Source organism: Sphingobium lactosutens (assembly GCF_013393185.1).
Classification (GTDB): domain Bacteria; phylum Pseudomonadota; class Alphaproteobacteria; order Sphingomonadales; family Sphingomonadaceae; genus Sphingobium; species Sphingobium lactosutens_A.
On sequence record NZ_QJQX01000037.1, the window covers coordinates 70,773 to 86,201 of the forward strand.

15 protein-coding genes and 1 tRNA gene are annotated in these 15,429 nt (G+C 64.1%); 5 read left to right on the plus strand and 11 right to left on the minus strand.

From position 1 onward, the window contains the following. Window positions 1-49: 49 nt before the first annotated feature. Window positions 50-1,282, minus strand: coding sequence for a pyridoxal-dependent decarboxylase, exosortase A system-associated (locus DM806_RS07885; RefSeq protein WP_179042684.1), 1,233 nt, complete (start codon window positions 1,280-1,282; stop codon window positions 50-52). Continuing rightward, a complete protein-coding gene (locus DM806_RS07890; RefSeq protein ID WP_179042885.1) occupies window positions 1,279-2,790 on the minus strand; it encodes an acyl-CoA ligase (AMP-forming), exosortase A system-associated in 1,512 nt (503 codons plus the stop codon). The genes DM806_RS07885 and DM806_RS07890 overlap by 4 nt, the downstream gene beginning before the upstream one ends. An 83-nt stretch (window positions 2,791-2,873) precedes the next feature. Between DM806_RS07890 and DM806_RS07895 the strand changes: the two genes are divergently transcribed. Both DM806_RS07895 and DM806_RS07900 read left to right on the plus strand, forming a co-directional pair. Next, a complete protein-coding gene (locus tag DM806_RS07895) occupies window positions 2,874-3,884 on the plus strand; it encodes a GNAT family N-acetyltransferase (protein ID WP_179042685.1) in 1,011 nt (336 codons plus the stop codon). A 28-nt stretch (window positions 3,885-3,912) separates the two neighbouring features. Further along, entirely contained in the window at window positions 3,913-4,200 is a 288-nt protein-coding gene (locus DM806_RS07900; protein WP_179042686.1) for a phosphopantetheine-binding protein, read from the plus strand. A gap of 23 nt (window positions 4,201-4,223) precedes the next feature. Here DM806_RS07900 and trxB read toward each other — a convergent pair whose 3' ends face one another. The 5 genes from trxB to DM806_RS07925 form a co-directional block, all read right to left on the minus strand. After that, complete coding sequence (gene trxB, locus DM806_RS07905) at window positions 4,224-5,186, minus strand: thioredoxin-disulfide reductase (protein ID WP_179042687.1); 963 nt, start codon at window positions 5,184-5,186, stop codon at window positions 4,224-4,226. 295 nt (window positions 5,187-5,481) lie between these two features. After that, window positions 5,482-6,219, minus strand: a complete 738-nt coding sequence (locus tag DM806_RS07910) for a peptidase (RefSeq protein ID WP_179042688.1) — start codon at window positions 6,217-6,219, stop codon at window positions 5,482-5,484. A 66-nt stretch (window positions 6,220-6,285) separates the two neighbouring features. Beyond that, entirely contained in the window at window positions 6,286-7,158 is an 873-nt protein-coding gene (locus DM806_RS07915; protein WP_179042689.1) for a transglutaminase family protein, read from the minus strand. A gap of 23 nt (window positions 7,159-7,181) precedes the next feature. Next, window positions 7,182-8,114, minus strand: a complete 933-nt coding sequence (locus DM806_RS07920; RefSeq protein WP_179042690.1) for an alpha-E domain-containing protein — start codon at window positions 8,112-8,114, stop codon at window positions 7,182-7,184. Window positions 8,115-8,247: 133 nt separating this feature from the next. Continuing rightward, on the minus strand, window positions 8,248-9,657 hold the full coding sequence (locus DM806_RS07925; RefSeq protein ID WP_179042691.1) for a circularly permuted type 2 ATP-grasp protein: 1,410 nt from the start codon (window positions 9,655-9,657) through the stop codon (window positions 8,248-8,250). 284 nt (window positions 9,658-9,941) lie between these two features. Here DM806_RS07925 and DM806_RS07930 point away from each other — a divergent pair. Both DM806_RS07930 and DM806_RS07935 read left to right on the plus strand, forming a co-directional pair. Further along, window positions 9,942-10,018: transfer RNA gene (locus DM806_RS07930), tRNA-Met, on the plus strand. A 93-nt stretch (window positions 10,019-10,111) separates the two neighbouring features. Beyond that, window positions 10,112-11,350: an NAD(P)/FAD-dependent oxidoreductase gene (locus DM806_RS07935; protein ID WP_179042692.1), complete on the plus strand. Its 1,239-nt coding sequence runs from the start codon at window positions 10,112-10,114 to the stop codon at window positions 11,348-11,350. Between the two features lie 233 nt (window positions 11,351-11,583). Here the strand turns inward: DM806_RS07935 and DM806_RS07940 are convergent, their stop codons facing one another. Beyond that, window positions 11,584-12,087, minus strand: coding sequence for a 2'-5' RNA ligase family protein (locus DM806_RS07940; RefSeq protein WP_372859373.1), 504 nt, complete (start codon window positions 12,085-12,087; stop codon window positions 11,584-11,586). A 123-nt stretch (window positions 12,088-12,210) separates the two neighbouring features. Between DM806_RS07940 and DM806_RS07945 the strand changes: the two genes are divergently transcribed. Further along, complete coding sequence (locus DM806_RS07945; protein ID WP_179042694.1) at window positions 12,211-12,633, plus strand: sugar transporter; 423 nt, start codon at window positions 12,211-12,213, stop codon at window positions 12,631-12,633. An 18-nt stretch (window positions 12,634-12,651) separates the two neighbouring features. Here the strand turns inward: DM806_RS07945 and mltG are convergent, their stop codons facing one another. The 3 genes from mltG to DM806_RS07960 all read right to left on the minus strand — a co-directional run bounded on the left by mltG (window position 12,652) and on the right by DM806_RS07960 (window position 15,303). Continuing rightward, a complete protein-coding gene (gene mltG, locus DM806_RS07950; protein WP_179042695.1) occupies window positions 12,652-13,623 on the minus strand; it encodes an endolytic transglycosylase MltG in 972 nt (323 codons plus the stop codon). 10 nt (window positions 13,624-13,633) lie between these two features. After that, window positions 13,634-14,893: a beta-ketoacyl-ACP synthase II gene (gene fabF, locus DM806_RS07955; protein ID WP_179042696.1), complete on the minus strand. Its 1,260-nt coding sequence runs from the start codon at window positions 14,891-14,893 to the stop codon at window positions 13,634-13,636. Between the two features lie 176 nt (window positions 14,894-15,069). Continuing rightward, window positions 15,070-15,303, minus strand: coding sequence for an acyl carrier protein (locus tag DM806_RS07960; RefSeq protein WP_007689016.1), 234 nt, complete (start codon window positions 15,301-15,303; stop codon window positions 15,070-15,072). Window positions 15,304-15,429: the final 126 nt, after the last annotated feature.

The following is a 15,429-nucleotide window of genomic DNA, read 5'->3' on the forward strand; positions in this document are numbered from 1 at the left end:
TTTGCCGTGAAAGGGTAAAAATAGCGTTAGGAGTCAAGTCGCGCGTAAATCAGCCAAGTAAAACTTCCCTTGGCGCTGGATGACCGAGAAAGGCCGCAGGGCTGGCGGATGCGCCATAGGCGCCGGCCTGGAAGATGGCGATCAGGTCGCCTTCCTCCACCGATGGTAATGCCACCTTGTCGCCCAGCCGGTCGATCGGGGTGCAAAGGCATCCCACCACCGTCACCGGATCGGCGATCGGCTGAGAGCCGAAGCGGTTGGCGACTGCGATCGGATAGTTGCGCCGCACGACCGTGCCGAAATTGCCGCTGGCGGCGAGCTGATGATGCAGGCCGCCATCGACCACGACGAAGGTTTCGCCCTGACTGACTTTCACATCGATGACGCGAGTCAGGTAGACGCCCGCTTCGCCGACCAGCCAGCGGCCGAGTTCGATCGCGAAGTCGCTGCCACGCAAAATGTCGGGGCGTTCCTCCAGCGCGGTGTCTAGCGCCATGCCGATCGAGCGGATGTCGAGCGGGACGTCGCCGGGGAAGTAGGGGATGCCGAAACCGCCGCCAAGGTTGACCAGCGGCGGAGTCGCGCCGACCTCATCCGACAGCCGCGCGGCGAGCGCAATCGTGGCTGCCTGCGTCTCGATGATCGCCGCGGCGTCCAGATTCTGGCTGCCTGCAAAGATATGCCAGCCCTGCCATGACGCCCCGGCGTCGATCACCATCCGCGCCAGCGCGCCAGCCCTGTCGGCATCGACGCCGAAGGGCTTCGCCCCGCCGCCCATGCGCATGCCGGAGCCTTTGAGGTCGAAGTCCGGATTGACCCGGACCGCGAGGCGCGGCGTCTTGCCGATCGCCTCGGCCACCGCCAGTGCGCGACGCGCCTCCCCTTCCGATTCGAGGTTAATGGTCACGCCCGCGAAGATGGCGGCGGACAGTTCGTCATTGCGCTTGCCCGGCCCGGCAAAGCTGATCCGGTCGGGCGCCATGCCGGATTCCAGCGCCATCTCAAGCTCGCCACCCGATGCGATATCGAAACCGTCGACCTGATGCGCCATGCGCGCCAGCAGCGGCGCATAGGGGTTTGCCTTCACCGCATAATGAAGGTGGAGCGCAGCGGGCATGGCTTCGCGGAAGCGCCTGACCTGCGCCGCGACGATATCCATGTCGTAGACGAAGAGCGGCGTGTCGCCTGCCTCGTCGACCAGGCTCTCCGCACCGCAGCCGCCGATCAGCAGCATCTCTTCCTCGCCCGTGGCCCAGGACGGTATCGGCCCCATTGGTTTCATGCGCCATACTCCCCGGCAAGCGCCACCCGATCGATCTTGCCATTGGGATTGCGAGGAAATTCGGGGAGCACGATGATATCCTTGGGCTGCATGAAATTGGGCAATTCGGTCTTGAGATGGGCCGCGACAGTGTCTGCGACGGCGGGATCGTCGGCGCGCAGCAGCAGGCGCACCGCCTGCCCCAACCGATCGTCCTTGACCCCCAGCGCCACCGCTTCGGCGATGCCCGGCACGGCGACGGCGGCTTCCTCAATTTCGGTCGGGCTGATGCGGTTGCCCGCGGACTTGATCATCGCATCGTCGCGGCCGACGAAATAGAGCAGCCCTTCCCCATCGCGCCGCACTGTATCGCCGGACCAGACCGCCATGCCGCCATAGCGCGACGCAGCGGGTGCGGGCTTGAAGCGTTCGGCAGTGCGGGCCGGGTCGCGCCAATAGCCCTGCGCCACCAGCGGGCCGCAATGGACCAGTTCGCCCGGCTCGTCGGCATCGGTCAGGCTGCCGTCCGGGCGCACAACTAATATCTCCGCAAAGGGAATGGCGCCGCCCATCGAATCGGGATGGCTGTCGACCAGCGCGGGCGGCAGATAGGTGGAGCGAAACGCCTCGGTCAGGCCATACATGGGGTAGAGGTTGGCCTGCGGGAATAGCGCGCGCAGCTTCGCCACCAGCGGACGCGTCAGCGCGCCGCCGCTGTTGGTCAGACGCCGGAGCTTCGCCGCGACCTCTTCCGGCCAGTCCAGCTCGGTCAGTTGCACCCAGAGCGGGGGCACGCCGGCCAGCGTCGTGATGTCCCGCCGATCAACCAGCTTCATGACGTCACGCGGCGTCAGATAGTCGAGCGGATAGACGCAGCCGCCGGCATACCAGGTGGAAAGCAGCTGATTCTGGCCGTAGTCGAAGCTGAAGGGCAGGACGCAGGCGGTGCGGTCCTGCGGCGTCAGCCTGAGATAATCCGCGACCGCCACCGCGCCCAGCCAGAGATTGGCATGGGTCAGCACCACCCCCTTGGGTCGGCCAGTCGAACCGCTGGTATAGAGGATCGCCGCCAGATCATCAGGCTGCGCGCTCGATGGGCCGATCGCCTGCCCGCCGCTCATGGCGCAGGCGGCGTCATCCTCGCGGAGCAGGCGACAGGACGCAGGCACATCGCCGGGCTGAAGACTATCGAGCCGCGCCGATGTGCCGATCAGCAGCATCGCCCCACTGTCCGACAGGATATGAGCGACCTGGCGATGTTTCAGCAGCGGATTGATCGGCACATGGACGAGACCGGCGCGCGGCGCGGCGAGCGGCATCAGCGCGGCGACCGGCCCCTTGGCCATCCAGCTGGCGACGCGCGCGCCCGGCTCCAGCCCGAACCCCGCCAGCCAGCCGGCAAGGCGGCCCAGCGTTTCTTCCAGTTCGGCATAGCTGTAGCTGCCCGCACGCCCGTCCAGCGCCGGGTGTGCGGGATCGCCGCGCAGCAGCAGATGATCGAGCGGTCGCACCTGCGCTCCGTCGATCATGGGGAAATTTTCAGTCACGGCCGCTTAACTCCATATGCAGATTCTTCCCCTATGCGTATCGTGACGGACGCGGAGATAGTCGGTTGCGGGCGCCAAGGGAATATCACAGCCTCAAGGAAGTGCGGCAGGCGCTCGCCGGTCGGCTGGATCGCGCCCATGTGCCTGCCCTGTTCGACCGTCTCGACTGGTTCGACGCGCTGCATCGCTATTGCTTTTCCGATGGGTCCGTCCATGTCGTCGCGGCGGATGATGACGGCGCGGAGGCGTGGCTGTTCCTGCTGTCCCCTGCTCCGCGAAGGGTCGGTTCGCTGGCCAACTGGTACAGTTTCTCCTGGGCGCCGGTTTTTCTGGGCGCACCCGATAGCGCCGTTCAGCAACGTTTGCTGGAGGCGATCACCGGTACCTTGCTCACCCATTATGCGCAGATCGACCTCTATCCGCTGGAGGATAGCGCGCCGCTCGCCGCTGCCTTGCGGCGCATGGGCTGGTTCACGGTGCAGCGACCCATGGGTGGTCGCCACCTGCTGCCCGTGGAAGGCCGCAGTTTCGCCGATTATTGGACCGCCCGCCCCGGTCGCCTGCGCAGTCTGATCCGGCGCAAGGGGCGGAACAGTCCCTATTTCCTGTCGATCAGCCACGCTCTCACCGACGATCTGTGGTGCGACTATGTCGATGTCCATGCGCGCAGCTGGAAGGATGCGGAGCCGGCGAACGGCCTCGATTTCCTGCACGATCTCGCCGAACGGGAGAGCGCGGCGGGCACGCTGCGCCTGGGCTTTGCCCGGCTGGATGGACGTGCCGTGGCGACCCAGTTCTGGACGATCGAAAATGGGACCGCCCTGATCCACAAGCTCAGCCATGACAGCGCTCATGACGGCGGATCGCCGGGCACGCTGCTGAGCCATGCCATGTTCGCGCAGGCGATTGATGGGGATCGGGTCGCGTTGATCGACTATGGCACGGGCGACAATGGCTACAAGACCGACTGGATGGAACGGCGCATTCCGCTCCACCGGATCGACGCCTTCAACCCGCGCTTTGCGTCGGCCTGGCTGCCTGCGGCACGGACCGCCATTTCCGCGCTTGTAGGTTAGGCCGCACCCCTCTATTTAGGCGCGCATCATGCGGGCGCAAAATTCTCAGCCGGTCGACCGGACCATCGATGTGGAAAGCCAGATGCGGGCGCTGCTGCGCGACGTGCTCGGCCTGTCTCAAGACCGTGTCGATGCCTTCGACGCCGACACGCTGCTGTTCGGCGCGCTGCCGGAACTGGACTCCATGGCCGTTGCCGGCCTGCTCACCGAGATCGAGGATCGCTTCGACATATTGATCGAGGATGACGATATCGACGGCGACACGTTCGAGACGTTCGGATCGCTCGTGGCGTTCGCGCGGGGGAAGATCGGCTAAAAGCCGACCTTCGCAGCGGAGGCTCAAGCCTCCACCAGTTCCTCGAAATCCACCTCGGCCAGGAACTTCTCGACGTCGAGCGCGGCCATGCAGCCCATGCCGGCGGCGGTCACGGCTTGGCGATAGATCTTGTCGGTGACATCGCCCGCCGCGAAGACGCCGGGGATGGCGGTGCGGGTCGTGCCCTTTTCCACCAGGATATAGCCCTCGTCGAGCGGCAGCTTGCCTTCGAACAGCTCGGTCGCGGGGTGATGGCCGATCGCGACGAAGCCGCCATCGGTCGGCACATGCGACTTTTCGCCCGTGACCGTGTCGATCAGGTCGACGCCGACCAGACCTTCCGGCGCGCCGCCACCGACAAACCTGTCGACGGCCTTGTTCCACAACACCTTGATGTTCGGATGCGCGTGTAGACGCTGCTGAAGGATCTTCTCCGCGCGCAGCGTGTCGCGACGGTGGATCAGCGTCACGTCATGGCTGTGGTTGGTTAGGTAGAGCGCTTCCTCCACCGCGGTGTTGCCGCCGCCGATCACCACGACCTTCTTCCCGCGATAGAAGAAGCCGTCGCAGGTCGCGCAAGCGCTGACACCCTTGCCCTGAAGATGTTCCTCGCCCTCGACGCCCAGCCACTTGGCCTGGGCACCGGTGCAGATCACCAGCGTGTCGGCGACATAGAGCGTGCCGCTGTCGCCGGTCAGCAGGAACGGACGCTCCGACAGATCGATGTCGACGATCTGGTCATACATCATCTGCGCGCCGACATGCTCGGCCTGCGCCTGCATCTGCTCCATCAGCCACGGCCCCTGGATCACGTCCTTGAAGCCGGGATAATTTTCCACGTCGGTGGTGATGGTCAGCTGCCCGCCCGGCTGCATGCCCTGCACGACGATCGGCGCCAGACCCGCGCGCGCGCCATAGATGGCGGCGGACAGGCCGGCCGGGCCGGAACCGAGAATGAGCATACGGGTGCTGTGGGTGGCGGTCATATCAGGCTTTCAGCTGTGATTCGTGTTGGCGACAGAGATAGGCGGCGAGGCAGCGCGTGCAAGCGAAGGATTTGCTTGGGCGGGAGGAAGTCAGGCTGCGGGCGCCTCATGGGAAAATAGGAAATGGGTCGCTTAACTTCGCATATGTCCCGCACATTCTGACATTTTATTGCCGGCTGACGATCCTATCGAAAAGTCGCGGCGCAAACGAGACCATGGCCTCTCCCGACCGATAAAGGTCAGTATCGCATGATCGGACGGTGTAGGACAGGCGGACGGATCGCGGATCGCCCGCTCAATCCAGGACGTTGGGCAGATCCTCGAAACTCTTGCGCAGCGCTGCGCTCCAGCCCTGGGAGATCAGGGCGAACTCCTCATTGTCCGTCTCGATCCGGGTGCGGACGCGGAAGTCGTAGGCGTCGGTCGGGATCACCGTCAGGTCCAGCGGCATGCCGACCGACAGGTTGGAGCGAAGGGTCGAATCCATCGACAACAGCACCGCCTTAGCCGCATCCTCCAGGCTGGTTTCGCGGGTGATGATGCGGTCGAGGATCGGCTTGCCATATTTATGCTCGCCGATCTGGAAGAAGGGCGTGTCCTCGGTCGCCTCGATGAAATTGCCGGCGGAATAGATGAGATAGAGGCGCGGCTTGCCGCCCTTGCGCTGGCCCGCGACCATGATCGAGGCGCCGGAGCCGGAGCCGCCCATCTCGATATTCTCGCGATAGCGATGCTGCATCTTCTGCATCGCTTCCCCGACGATCTGCGCCACCCGGTGCATCGTGTCGCAGTTGCAGATCGTCTCGATATCCGGGTTGAGCTGCGATTCCTTGATCGCCTTGCTCAATACCGCCTTCACCCCCTGGGTGATGGACAGATTGCCCGAACAGAGCAGCGTGATCGCCCGCTCACCGGGGACATGATAGGTGAAGCTCTTCCGAAAGCGCGCAATATTGTCCATGCCCGCATTGGTGCGGGTGTCGGACAGCATGACCAGTCCCTGGTCGACGCGCACGGCCACACAATAAGTCACGGCCCCCCGGCCTCCTGCTTTTTCTCTGTCGCGATGCCCGAGTCGTCCGGTGGGCAGTCGCGTTGTTCAACCCGCAGAGCCGGGCGGCGGGGTGCTTTGCTGTTGCTGCTTTTGCAGCTGCCGTTCCTCAACTCCATCCTCCGCCTGCGCGATCCGGACGTCGGCGTCAATCCATATGTCGCCCGCCACCGTGACCGAGCCACGGATCGGCGCGGCTTCATCTGCATCAAGTCCGCTGGCGACGCGGAGATAGCGTTCGGTCACGCAGACGCGGTTGGACGGGTCGAAACCGATCCAGCCAAGGCTGGGCACATAGGCTTCGGCCCAGCCATGGGTTTCGTGGAGCGCATCCCCGTCCCCCGCGAGCAGATAGCCCGAAACATAGCGGGCGGGAACACCGATCGTGCGCGCGGCGGCGATGAACACCTGCGCATGGTCCTGACAGACGCCGGCGCCGAGCGCGAAGGATTCGGCGGCGGTCGTTTCGGATGTGGTGACGCCGGCGCGATACTGGACCGCGTCGCTGACGGCGGCGGACAGGGCGTGGAGCGTGGCGAGGGGGCCGTCCTGCGGCGGCAGGTCGCGCGCCAGGGCGGCGATCCCGTCCGACGCGCGGGTCAGGCGGGTATCGCGCAGGAAATAGCGCGGATCGACGCTGTTTCGCAGATGGCCGACCACGCCATGGCTCTCCCGCGTCTCGACCAGCCCTTCCGCCACGATTACCGCATTGTCGAGCCGGTCGTGGCGAATCCAGATCGCCTCCCTCTCGCCATAGCTGTTGGGACGGAAACAGGTGAGCGGCTCGTCATTGATGCTCACCTGCCATTCCAGCACCTTCTGCGCGGGCGTATCGACCGGCATCAGCTTCAGGCGCATCGCGACCCGGCCGGCGGACGCGGCATAGCGGTAGACGGTCTGGTGGCGAACGAGCAGCTTCATGGCTTCAGCCTCCCCTCCCCGCCTCAGCCGAAATGATAGGTCTGGGCGATTTCCGCCCCCAGCCTATTGGTCATCATCAGGCCGTTCTGGACGGTTTCGTGAAGGCCGCGCCGGAAGATTTCGCCGCTGTCCTGGCTTTCGAGGCCGGCGACCAGTTCCTGCACCGTGTCATGGCAGGCGCCGCGCGCGTCATGCCAGCCCGCGAGCCGGTTCAGGCGGTAGGCCAGCTGATCGTAGCAATAGGCGACGCTGCGCGGGAAAAGCCGGTTCAGCATCAGGAAGTCGGTGATCTGCCAGGGCGTATAGGTGCCGCCATAGACATGATGATAGGCGCGCGCACCCGACAGGGCGTAGAGCACCGAGGTCCATTGATAATGGTCGCGATTGCCGCCGATCACTTCGGTTTCGGGCAGCAGGACATAATATTTGACGTCGAGCAGGCGCAGGGTCATCTGCGCCCGCTCCAGCGCGGAGCCGGTGCGCAGGAAATCGTGCCCCTCATTGCGCAGCTGACCCGAATGGGCGGCGCCGCGGAAGGTCATCACGCGGGTCTTGACCCAGTCGATCAGGGTCGGAAGCTGCTGCCGCGCCTCGCCGACATCATAGCTGTCGAGCTTGCGCCAGCCTTCGTTCAGCGCTTCCCACATGTCCTGCGTCAGCATGGTGCGCGCCGACTTGGCGTTGGCGCGGGCCTTCAGCAGGCAGGAGCGGATCGAACTGGGATTATCCGCATCCAGCATCAGATAGGCGACGGCGTCGCTTTCGGTGACGATCGTGCCTTCGGGAAACTGGTGCCCCGCGCCGGTGGCGCGCACGACCGAGCGCCATTCGTCGCGGTGATGCGCGCCGGGCAGGATCGCCATGCGCTGCCCCATGGTGAGGAGACGTGCAGTGGCCTCGGCCCGCTCCATATAGCGCGCCATCCAGTAGAGATTTTCGGCGGTCCGGCTCAGCATGGGTTGGCCTCAATATTCGTCATTCCCGCGGAGGCGGAGATCCATCTCCCACCCCTTCCGCTTGGTGAAATGGCAGGAGATGGATTCCCGCCTGCGCGGGAATGACGACAAAAGGGATGAGAGTGCGCGCGCATCAATCCTGCAACACCCAGGTATCCTTCACCCCGCCGCCCTGGCTGGAGTTCACCACCAGCGAGCCTTCGGTCAGCGCGACGCGGGTGAGGCCGCCGGGGACGAGGCGGATCTGCTTGCCGACCAGGCAATAGGGCCGGAAATCGGCGTGGCGGCCGACCACCGCCGCCGGGCCGAGGGTCGGCACCGTGGACAGGTCCAGCGTCGGCTGGGCGATGAATTCGCCGGGATTGGCCTTGATCCGTTCGGCATAGGCGGCGACTTCATCCTTGGTCGATTTCGGCCCGATCAACATGCCGTAGCCGCCCGAACCATGCACTTCCTTGGCCACCAGTTCGTGCAGATTTTCCAGCACATAGGCCAGTTCGTCCGGCTTGCCGCACTGCCAGGTCTGGATATTGTCGAGGATCGGCTTCTCGCCCAGATAGAAGCGGATCATGTCCGGGACATAGATATAGACCGCCTTGTCGTCGGCGATACCCGATCCCGGCGCGGACGCCAGCGTCACACCGCCATTGCGGTAGACGTTGAAGATGCCCGGCACGCCCAGCAGGCTGTCGGGCCGGAAGACGAGCGGGTCGATATATTCGTCATCGATGCGGCGATAGATGACGTCGACCGCCTTCGGCCCCAGCGTGGTCTTCATCCAGACGCGGTCATTGTCGACGAACAGGTCGGCCGGCTCGACCAGCTCCACGCCCATAAGGTCGGCGAGGAAGCTATGTTCATAATAGGCGCTGTTGAGCGAACCGGGGGTCAGGACGACGACGACCGGATCGCCCTTGCAGGCCGGGGGCGCGACTTCCTTGAGGCTTTTCAGCAGTTCGGCGGGATAGTCGTCCACCGGCGCGACCACGCCCTGCGCGAACAGTTCGGGGAACATGCGCGTCATGATCTCGCGATTTTCGAGCATGTAGGACACGCCCGAGGGGGTTCGGCAATTATCCTCCAGCACCTCGAAACTGCCCGGCCCCGTCCGCACGATATCGATGCCGACGATATGGCTGTAGACCTTCCCCGGCGGGGTGAAATCGGCCATTTCCGCGAGATAGGCGCTGTTCCTGTAGATGATGTCGGCGGGCATGATGCCGGCCTTCACGATCTCGCCGCGATGATAGACGTCGTGGAGGAAGGCGTTGAGCGCGCGGGCGCGCTGGCGGATGCCCTTGTCCAGGATGCGCCATTCGTTGGCGGTGAAGATGCGCGGCAGCAGGTCGAAGGGGATCAGCCGCTCCGGATCGCCGCCCTCGCCATAGACGGCGAAGGTGATGCCGATGCGGCGAAAGATCGCCTCCGCCTCGTCCATGCGGCGATTGAGCCCGGCTATGCCCGTTCGCTCCACCCATTTCTGCACTTCGTCATAACAGGGGCGTATCGAACCATCGGGTTCAAACATTTCATGGAAGGGCAAGTGGACGATCCTCCCTCGGCCACGCGGCCGGTTGTGCATTGCAATATTAGTGCGCCGCGCCGTGGCGATTGCAAGGCAAAAATGGCAACTAGCCAAAAGGTTTCCGCGCGGTTCACCACTATGGCGGAAAAGCCGCGCTGCTTCGTTGATGCAGCACGGCTTCGACGGCGGAGCATGCCGCGCCATTTTTTTCGATTTTGATCGCTCAGCCCCGTTGACCGACCTGCATTGCCTGCGTATAGCGCCGCCTCACCGCAGGGCGAGCCGCCCGGCGAGGCCCATGGGGCGGAGTAGCTCAGCTGGTTAGAGCAGCGGAATCATAATCCGCGTGTCGGGGGTTCAAGTCCCTCCTCCGCTACCATTTTTATCACGATATAGATGCATATCCTCCTTGCCTCCCCCGGCAAAGCGCGCCAACAGCGTCGCAAACAGGGCTGAAGAGGATATCGGGCGGATGAGTTATTATGACGTTTTGATCGTGGGTGCGGGCCATGCCGGGGCACAGGCTGCGATCTCGTTGCGGCAGCTGGGCTTCGAGGGGTCGGTCGGCATGATCGGCGACGAGAAGGATCCGCCCTACGAACGTCCGCCGCTCTCCAAGGAATATTTTGCCGGCGACAAAAGCTTCGACCGCATCCTGATCCGTCCAGCCGCCTTCTGGGATGAGCGCAAGGTCGACATGCTGTTGGGCAAGCGCGTGAAAGGCGTCGATCCCGAAGGCAAGTTCGTGACCGTGGGGGAAGAAGAGATCGGCTATGGCAAGCTGATCTGGTGCACCGGCGGCTCGCCCCGCATGCTGACCTGCAACGGGGCGGACGCGCATAATGTCCATGCCGTGCGCCGCCGCGACGATGTCGATGCGATGATGGCCAAGATCGACAGCATCACCCATGTCACCATCATCGGCGGTGGCTATATCGGGCTGGAGGCGGCGGCCGTGCTGTCCAAGTTCGGCAAGAAGGTCGTGCTGCTGGAGGCGTTGGACCGGGTGCTGGCGCGCGTTGCGGGCGAGGAATTGTCGCGCTTCTACGAGGCCGAGCATCGCGCCCATGGCGTGGACCTGCGCACCGGCGCGCGGATGGACTGCATCGAGGTGCATGAGGGCCCTAACGGCAACAGGGCGACCGCCGTGCTGATGGCCGATGGCGAGCGGATCGAAACGGACATGGTGATCGTGGGCATCGGCATCGTGCCCGAGACCGGCCCGCTGATCGCGGCCGGCGCGGCAGGCGGCAACGGCGTCGATGTCGACGAATATTGCCGCACCTCGCTGCCCGACATCTATGCGGTGGGCGATTGCGCATCCCACGCCAACCGCTTTGCCGGCGGCGCGCAAATGCGCGTCGAATCGGTACAGAATGCGAACGATCAGGCCAAGACCGCCGTCTCGCATATTCTGGGCAAGGAAGAACCCTATGATGCGGTGCCCTGGTTCTGGTCGAACCAATATGACCTGAAGCTCCAGACGGTGGGGCTGTCGACCGGCTTCGACCAGACGGTGCTGCGCGGCGACCCCGCCAACCGCAGCTTCTCCGTCGTGTATCTGAAGGGCGGCAAGGTTATCGCGCTCGACTGCGTCAATGCGGTCAAGGATTATGTCCAGGGTCGGGCGCATGTCCTGTCGGGTGCGGCGCTGGATGTGGCGCAATTGGCGGATGCGAGCGTGCCGCTGAAGGAAGTGGGACTGGCTTAAGGCGAGGCGTCTCGGGGGAGGTGGCTGTCTTCGGCCAATGGCGGACCTTAATTCAACGTTATCCCGGGCTTGACCCGGGATCCCGCTTCCTCTTCCAGGCCCAACGTTGAAAGGCAGCTGGACCCCGGCTCAGGGCCGGGGTGACGAGCGTTGGGAATGTCCGCTCACCACCCATCCCTGCAAATCCACAATCGGATGAGATGCTCGCCCATTGGGCGATGAACTCGTAGCCATCACCCCCTGAACATCGCCTTCATCGCCAGTTCCCAAGGTCCGCCGCGATAGTGCCAGGCGGCGAGGCCCGCTAGCGTCAGCGGGCGGGGGCGGAAGCCCTTTCGCAACGCCGCCAGAAGCGCCCTCGCCTCTTCCGGTGCAACCTTGTTCTGGACGGTGATATGGAGGCGCGGCCGGGCCTGATCCTGCGGCGTCAGCAGGCCGGCGAAGGCGTCGGCCAGTTCATCCCGCATCGCCATCAATGCGGGGCTGTCGATACGATAGGCGACGCCCCGGCCCAGCGACATGACGTCCACTAGCCGCGCATCCGGCTGCGGCCCGGCGCAGAGCCGTTTCAGCCGCATCGCCAGTTCCTCCAGCACCGAAGGCGGCAGATGGTGGAAGAGCGTCACATGCGCCGGCAGGACGTTGCGGTCGGGCGGGAAATGGGCGCGGCGCAGGCCATCCGCCCAGGCAAAATCGGCGGCGCCCATCAAGGCCGTGACGATGATCGGCGCATTCACGAGCGCTGTCCCGCGATAGGCCATATGCGCCGGACACAGCGCTTCCGCCGCAGCGGAACAGGCTGTATCATCCCGACAAGACGGCTACGCCATGTCGGGCCGTACTTATGGGAGGGAAACATCATGTCGGCACCGCGGTCCTTCATCCTTATCGCCATCCTGTTCCTGCTGTGGAACCTGATGGGCGTCGCGTCCTTCATCATGCAATATACGATGGACATCAACGAACTGGCGAAGACCGATCCGGCGGGCGCCAAAGCCTTTGCGTCAATGCCTACATGGCTTTGGCTGGTCTATGCCTTTGCCGTGCTGGGCGGCACGGCCGGGGCCATTGCCCTGCTGCTCCGCCGGCGCAGCGCGGTGTCGCTGTTCCTGCTGTCGCTGATCGCGGTGGTGGTCCAGTTCGGTTTCGTCTTCCTCGCCACCGACCTGATCGCGGCGAAGGGCGTCGTGGTGGCGATGGCATTCCCGATCGTCATCTTCGTGATCGCGATCATCCAATGGCGCTATGCCAGCGTGCAGACGGCGAAGGGAATTCTCCGCTGAAATCCGTTCGAGATCAGGTCAAAGCTCGCCGCGGGCGCGCCTGATCTCGAACCACTTCCGCACATTTTCATTATGCTGCTGGTAGGTGTCGGCGAAGATATGGCCGCCCTTCCCGTCCGCGACGAAATAGAGCGCGTTCGTTTCCGCCGGATGCAGCACGGCAAGGATGGAGAGCCGTCCCGGATTGGCGATCGGCCCCTTGGGCAGGCCAGTCATGGCGTAGGTGTTATAATCATTCACCGCCGCGATTTCCGACTTGCGGATGCGGCGACCCAGCGGCTTGCCCTTCGTGATGGGGTAGATGATCGTCGGGTCGGCCTGGAGCATCATATTCTTGCGCAGGCGGTTGCTGTAGACGCCCGCCACCGTCGGCCGCTCGGAAGGAACGCCGGTTTCCTTCTCCACGATGCTGGCGAGGATGATCGCTTCCCTCGGCGTCTTCGCGATCGTGCTGGAGGCGCGATCGGCCCAGAGCTGGGCCAGCAGCTTGTCCATCGCGCCCTGCATGCGCCTGAGCACGGCGGCGCGCGGTTCGCCCTTTTCGAAGGCATAGCTGTCGGGCAGCACGCTGCCCTCCTCCGGCACCTGGATGTCGCCCGTCAATTCCTCATTCGCCATCAGCCGCTCGTAAACCAGGATGGAAGGCATGCCTTCGGGTATGGTCACGAGCCGGGTGAGCGTCTTGCCGCCCTGAAGGATGGCGAGGATGGCGCTGTTGCTGGCGCCGGCGGGGATGATGAATTCGCCCGCCTTGATCGACTTGCTGCCCCCGAAGACTTTCGCGCGGGTGAGGAAGGCGTCGGCGGATCGCACGGCACCCGCCTGTTTCAGCAGCACCGCCGCATCGGACAGGGTAGCCCCTTCGGGCACCGTAATGGCGATCTTTTCGGTCGCCGGCCCCTGCTCCGTCCAGCCATGGACGAAGCGGAAGGCGACGAAGGCGGCGACGGCCAGGCCGATCAGGAGAATGATACAGCCAAGCCGCCGCATGAGGATGTCCTCAGATCGCCTTCATGATGAGCGAGGCGTTGGTGCCGCCAAAGCCGAACGAGTTGTTCAGCACCGCGCGCACCTTGCGCTCCTTGGCGACGTGCGGGACGAGGTCCACGCCCTTGCAGCTTTCGCTCGGCTCGTCGAGGTTGAGCGTCGGCGGGACGATCTGATCGCGCATGGCGAGGATGCAGAAGATGCTCTCCACCGCGCCTGCACCGCCCAGAAGGTGGCCGATGGCCGACTTGGTCGACGACATCGACATGGTCGACAGATTGTCGCCGAACAGACGCTTCACCGCACCCAGTTCCAGCTCATCGCCGAGCGGGGTCGAGGTGCCATGGGCGTTCACATAGTCGATGTCTTCGAGGCTGAGGCCTGACTTCTTGAGCGCCATCTGCATCGAGCGGAAGCCGCCATTGCCCTCCGGATGGGGCGCGGTGACGTGATAGGCGTCGCCCGATAGGCCGTAGCCGATGACTTCGGCATAGATTTTCGCGCCGCGCTTCTTGGCATGCTCATATTCTTCGAGCACGACCACGCCCGCGCCTTCGCCCATGACGAAGCCGTCACGGTTGACGTCATAAGGACGCGACGCCTTTTCCGGCGTGTCGTTGAAGCCGGTCGAGAGCGCACGCGCCTGAGCGAAGCCGGCGATGCCGATCGGGCAGATCGCGCTTTCCGCGCCGCCCGCCAGCATGACGTCGGCATCGTCCATCGCGATCATGCGCGCGGCGTCGCCGATCGAGTGGGCGCCGGTCGAACAGGCGGTGACGACCGCATGGTTCGGACCCATTAGGCCGTACTTGATCGACACCTGACCGGAGATCAGGTTGATCAGGCGGCCGTGGACGAAATGCGGCGAAACGCGGCTCGGCCCCTTGTTTGCCAACACCAGCGATTCGCTTTCGATGCCCGGCAGGCCGCCGATGCCCGAACCAATCGAGCAGCCAGCGCGCAGACGCTCTTCTTCCGACATATTGTCGAGGCCCGCGTCGCGCAGCGCTTCGCTGGCGGCGGAAATGCCGTAGACGATGAAGGGATCGACCTGGCGCTGGATCTTGTGATCGACGTCCAGCGAGGCGTCATAGCCATATTCATGGTCGGCCGGCTTCACTTCGCAGGCGATGCGGCATTTATATTCGCTCGCGTCGAAGCGGGCGATCGTCGCCGCGCCCGATTTGGAGGCGATGATGTTCTTCCAGCTGGTTTCGACATTCCCGCCCAGTGGGCTCACCATGCCTAGGCCGGTTACGACGACACGACGCATATCCTAGCTCCGAAATATATGGGCTTTGTGCCGCCCATGTAGCCATTTGAAACGCGCTTGTGAACGGCGCGCCAGATACGAAAAGGCTCCCCACGCTCGGCGAAGGCCGGACAGGAGGAGCCGTCTCTTATGCGTAAGCGCGGCCTTTCCCTGACGGGATCAGGCCGGAACGCGCTTTACTGCTTGCTGTCGATATAATCGATGGCGTCCTTGACGGTGGCGATCTTCTCAGCCGCGTCGTCAGGGATTTCGACGCCGAATTCTTCTTCAAACGCCATGACGAGTTCGACGATGTCCAGGCTGTCCGCGCCCAGATCGTCGATGAAGCTGGCGTCCTCGGTCACCTTCTCGGCTTCGACGCCCAGATGCTCGACGACGATTTTCTTTACGCGATCCGCGGTCTCACTCATGAGTGGTCCTTCTTACTGGGTATCGTTGATGGTTCTGAACAACCGTTAAGGCAGCCCTAGTGCCAAGCCCCGATAGAGGCAAGAGGCAAGGCCGCCAAGCCCCTTCCTTCGGTCGTGACCGGGATT

What these genes read in the sequence shown, in the direction of transcription:
- DM806_RS07885 (WP_179042684.1), bottom strand. Translation starts at nt 1,282, where the DNA reads ATGAAACCAATGGGGCCGATACCGTCCTGGGCCACGGGCGAGGAAGAG.
- DM806_RS07890 (WP_179042885.1), bottom strand. Translation starts at nt 2,790, where the DNA reads ATGATCGACGGAGCGCAGGTGCGACCGCTCGATCATCTGCTGCTGCGC.
- DM806_RS07900 (WP_179042686.1), top strand. Translation starts at nt 3,913, where the DNA reads ATGCGGGCGCAAAATTCTCAGCCGGTCGACCGGACCATCGATGTGGAA.
- trxB (WP_179042687.1), bottom strand. Translation starts at nt 5,186, where the DNA reads ATGACCGCCACCCACAGCACCCGTATGCTCATTCTCGGTTCCGGCCCG.
- DM806_RS07915 (WP_179042689.1), bottom strand. Translation starts at nt 7,158, where the DNA reads ATGAAGCTGCTCGTTCGCCACCAGACCGTCTACCGCTATGCCGCGTCC.
- DM806_RS07920 (WP_179042690.1), bottom strand. Translation starts at nt 8,114, where the DNA reads ATGCTGAGCCGGACCGCCGAAAATCTCTACTGGATGGCGCGCTATATG.
- DM806_RS07935 (WP_179042692.1), top strand. Translation starts at nt 10,112, where the DNA reads ATGAGTTATTATGACGTTTTGATCGTGGGTGCGGGCCATGCCGGGGCA.
- DM806_RS07945 (WP_179042694.1), top strand. Translation starts at nt 12,211, where the DNA reads ATGTCGGCACCGCGGTCCTTCATCCTTATCGCCATCCTGTTCCTGCTG.
- mltG (WP_179042695.1), bottom strand. Translation starts at nt 13,623, where the DNA reads ATGCGGCGGCTTGGCTGTATCATTCTCCTGATCGGCCTGGCCGTCGCC.
- fabF (WP_179042696.1), bottom strand. Translation starts at nt 14,893, where the DNA reads ATGCGTCGTGTCGTCGTAACCGGCCTAGGCATGGTGAGCCCACTGGGC.
- DM806_RS07960 (WP_007689016.1), bottom strand. Translation starts at nt 15,303, where the DNA reads ATGAGTGAGACCGCGGATCGCGTAAAGAAAATCGTCGTCGAGCATCTG.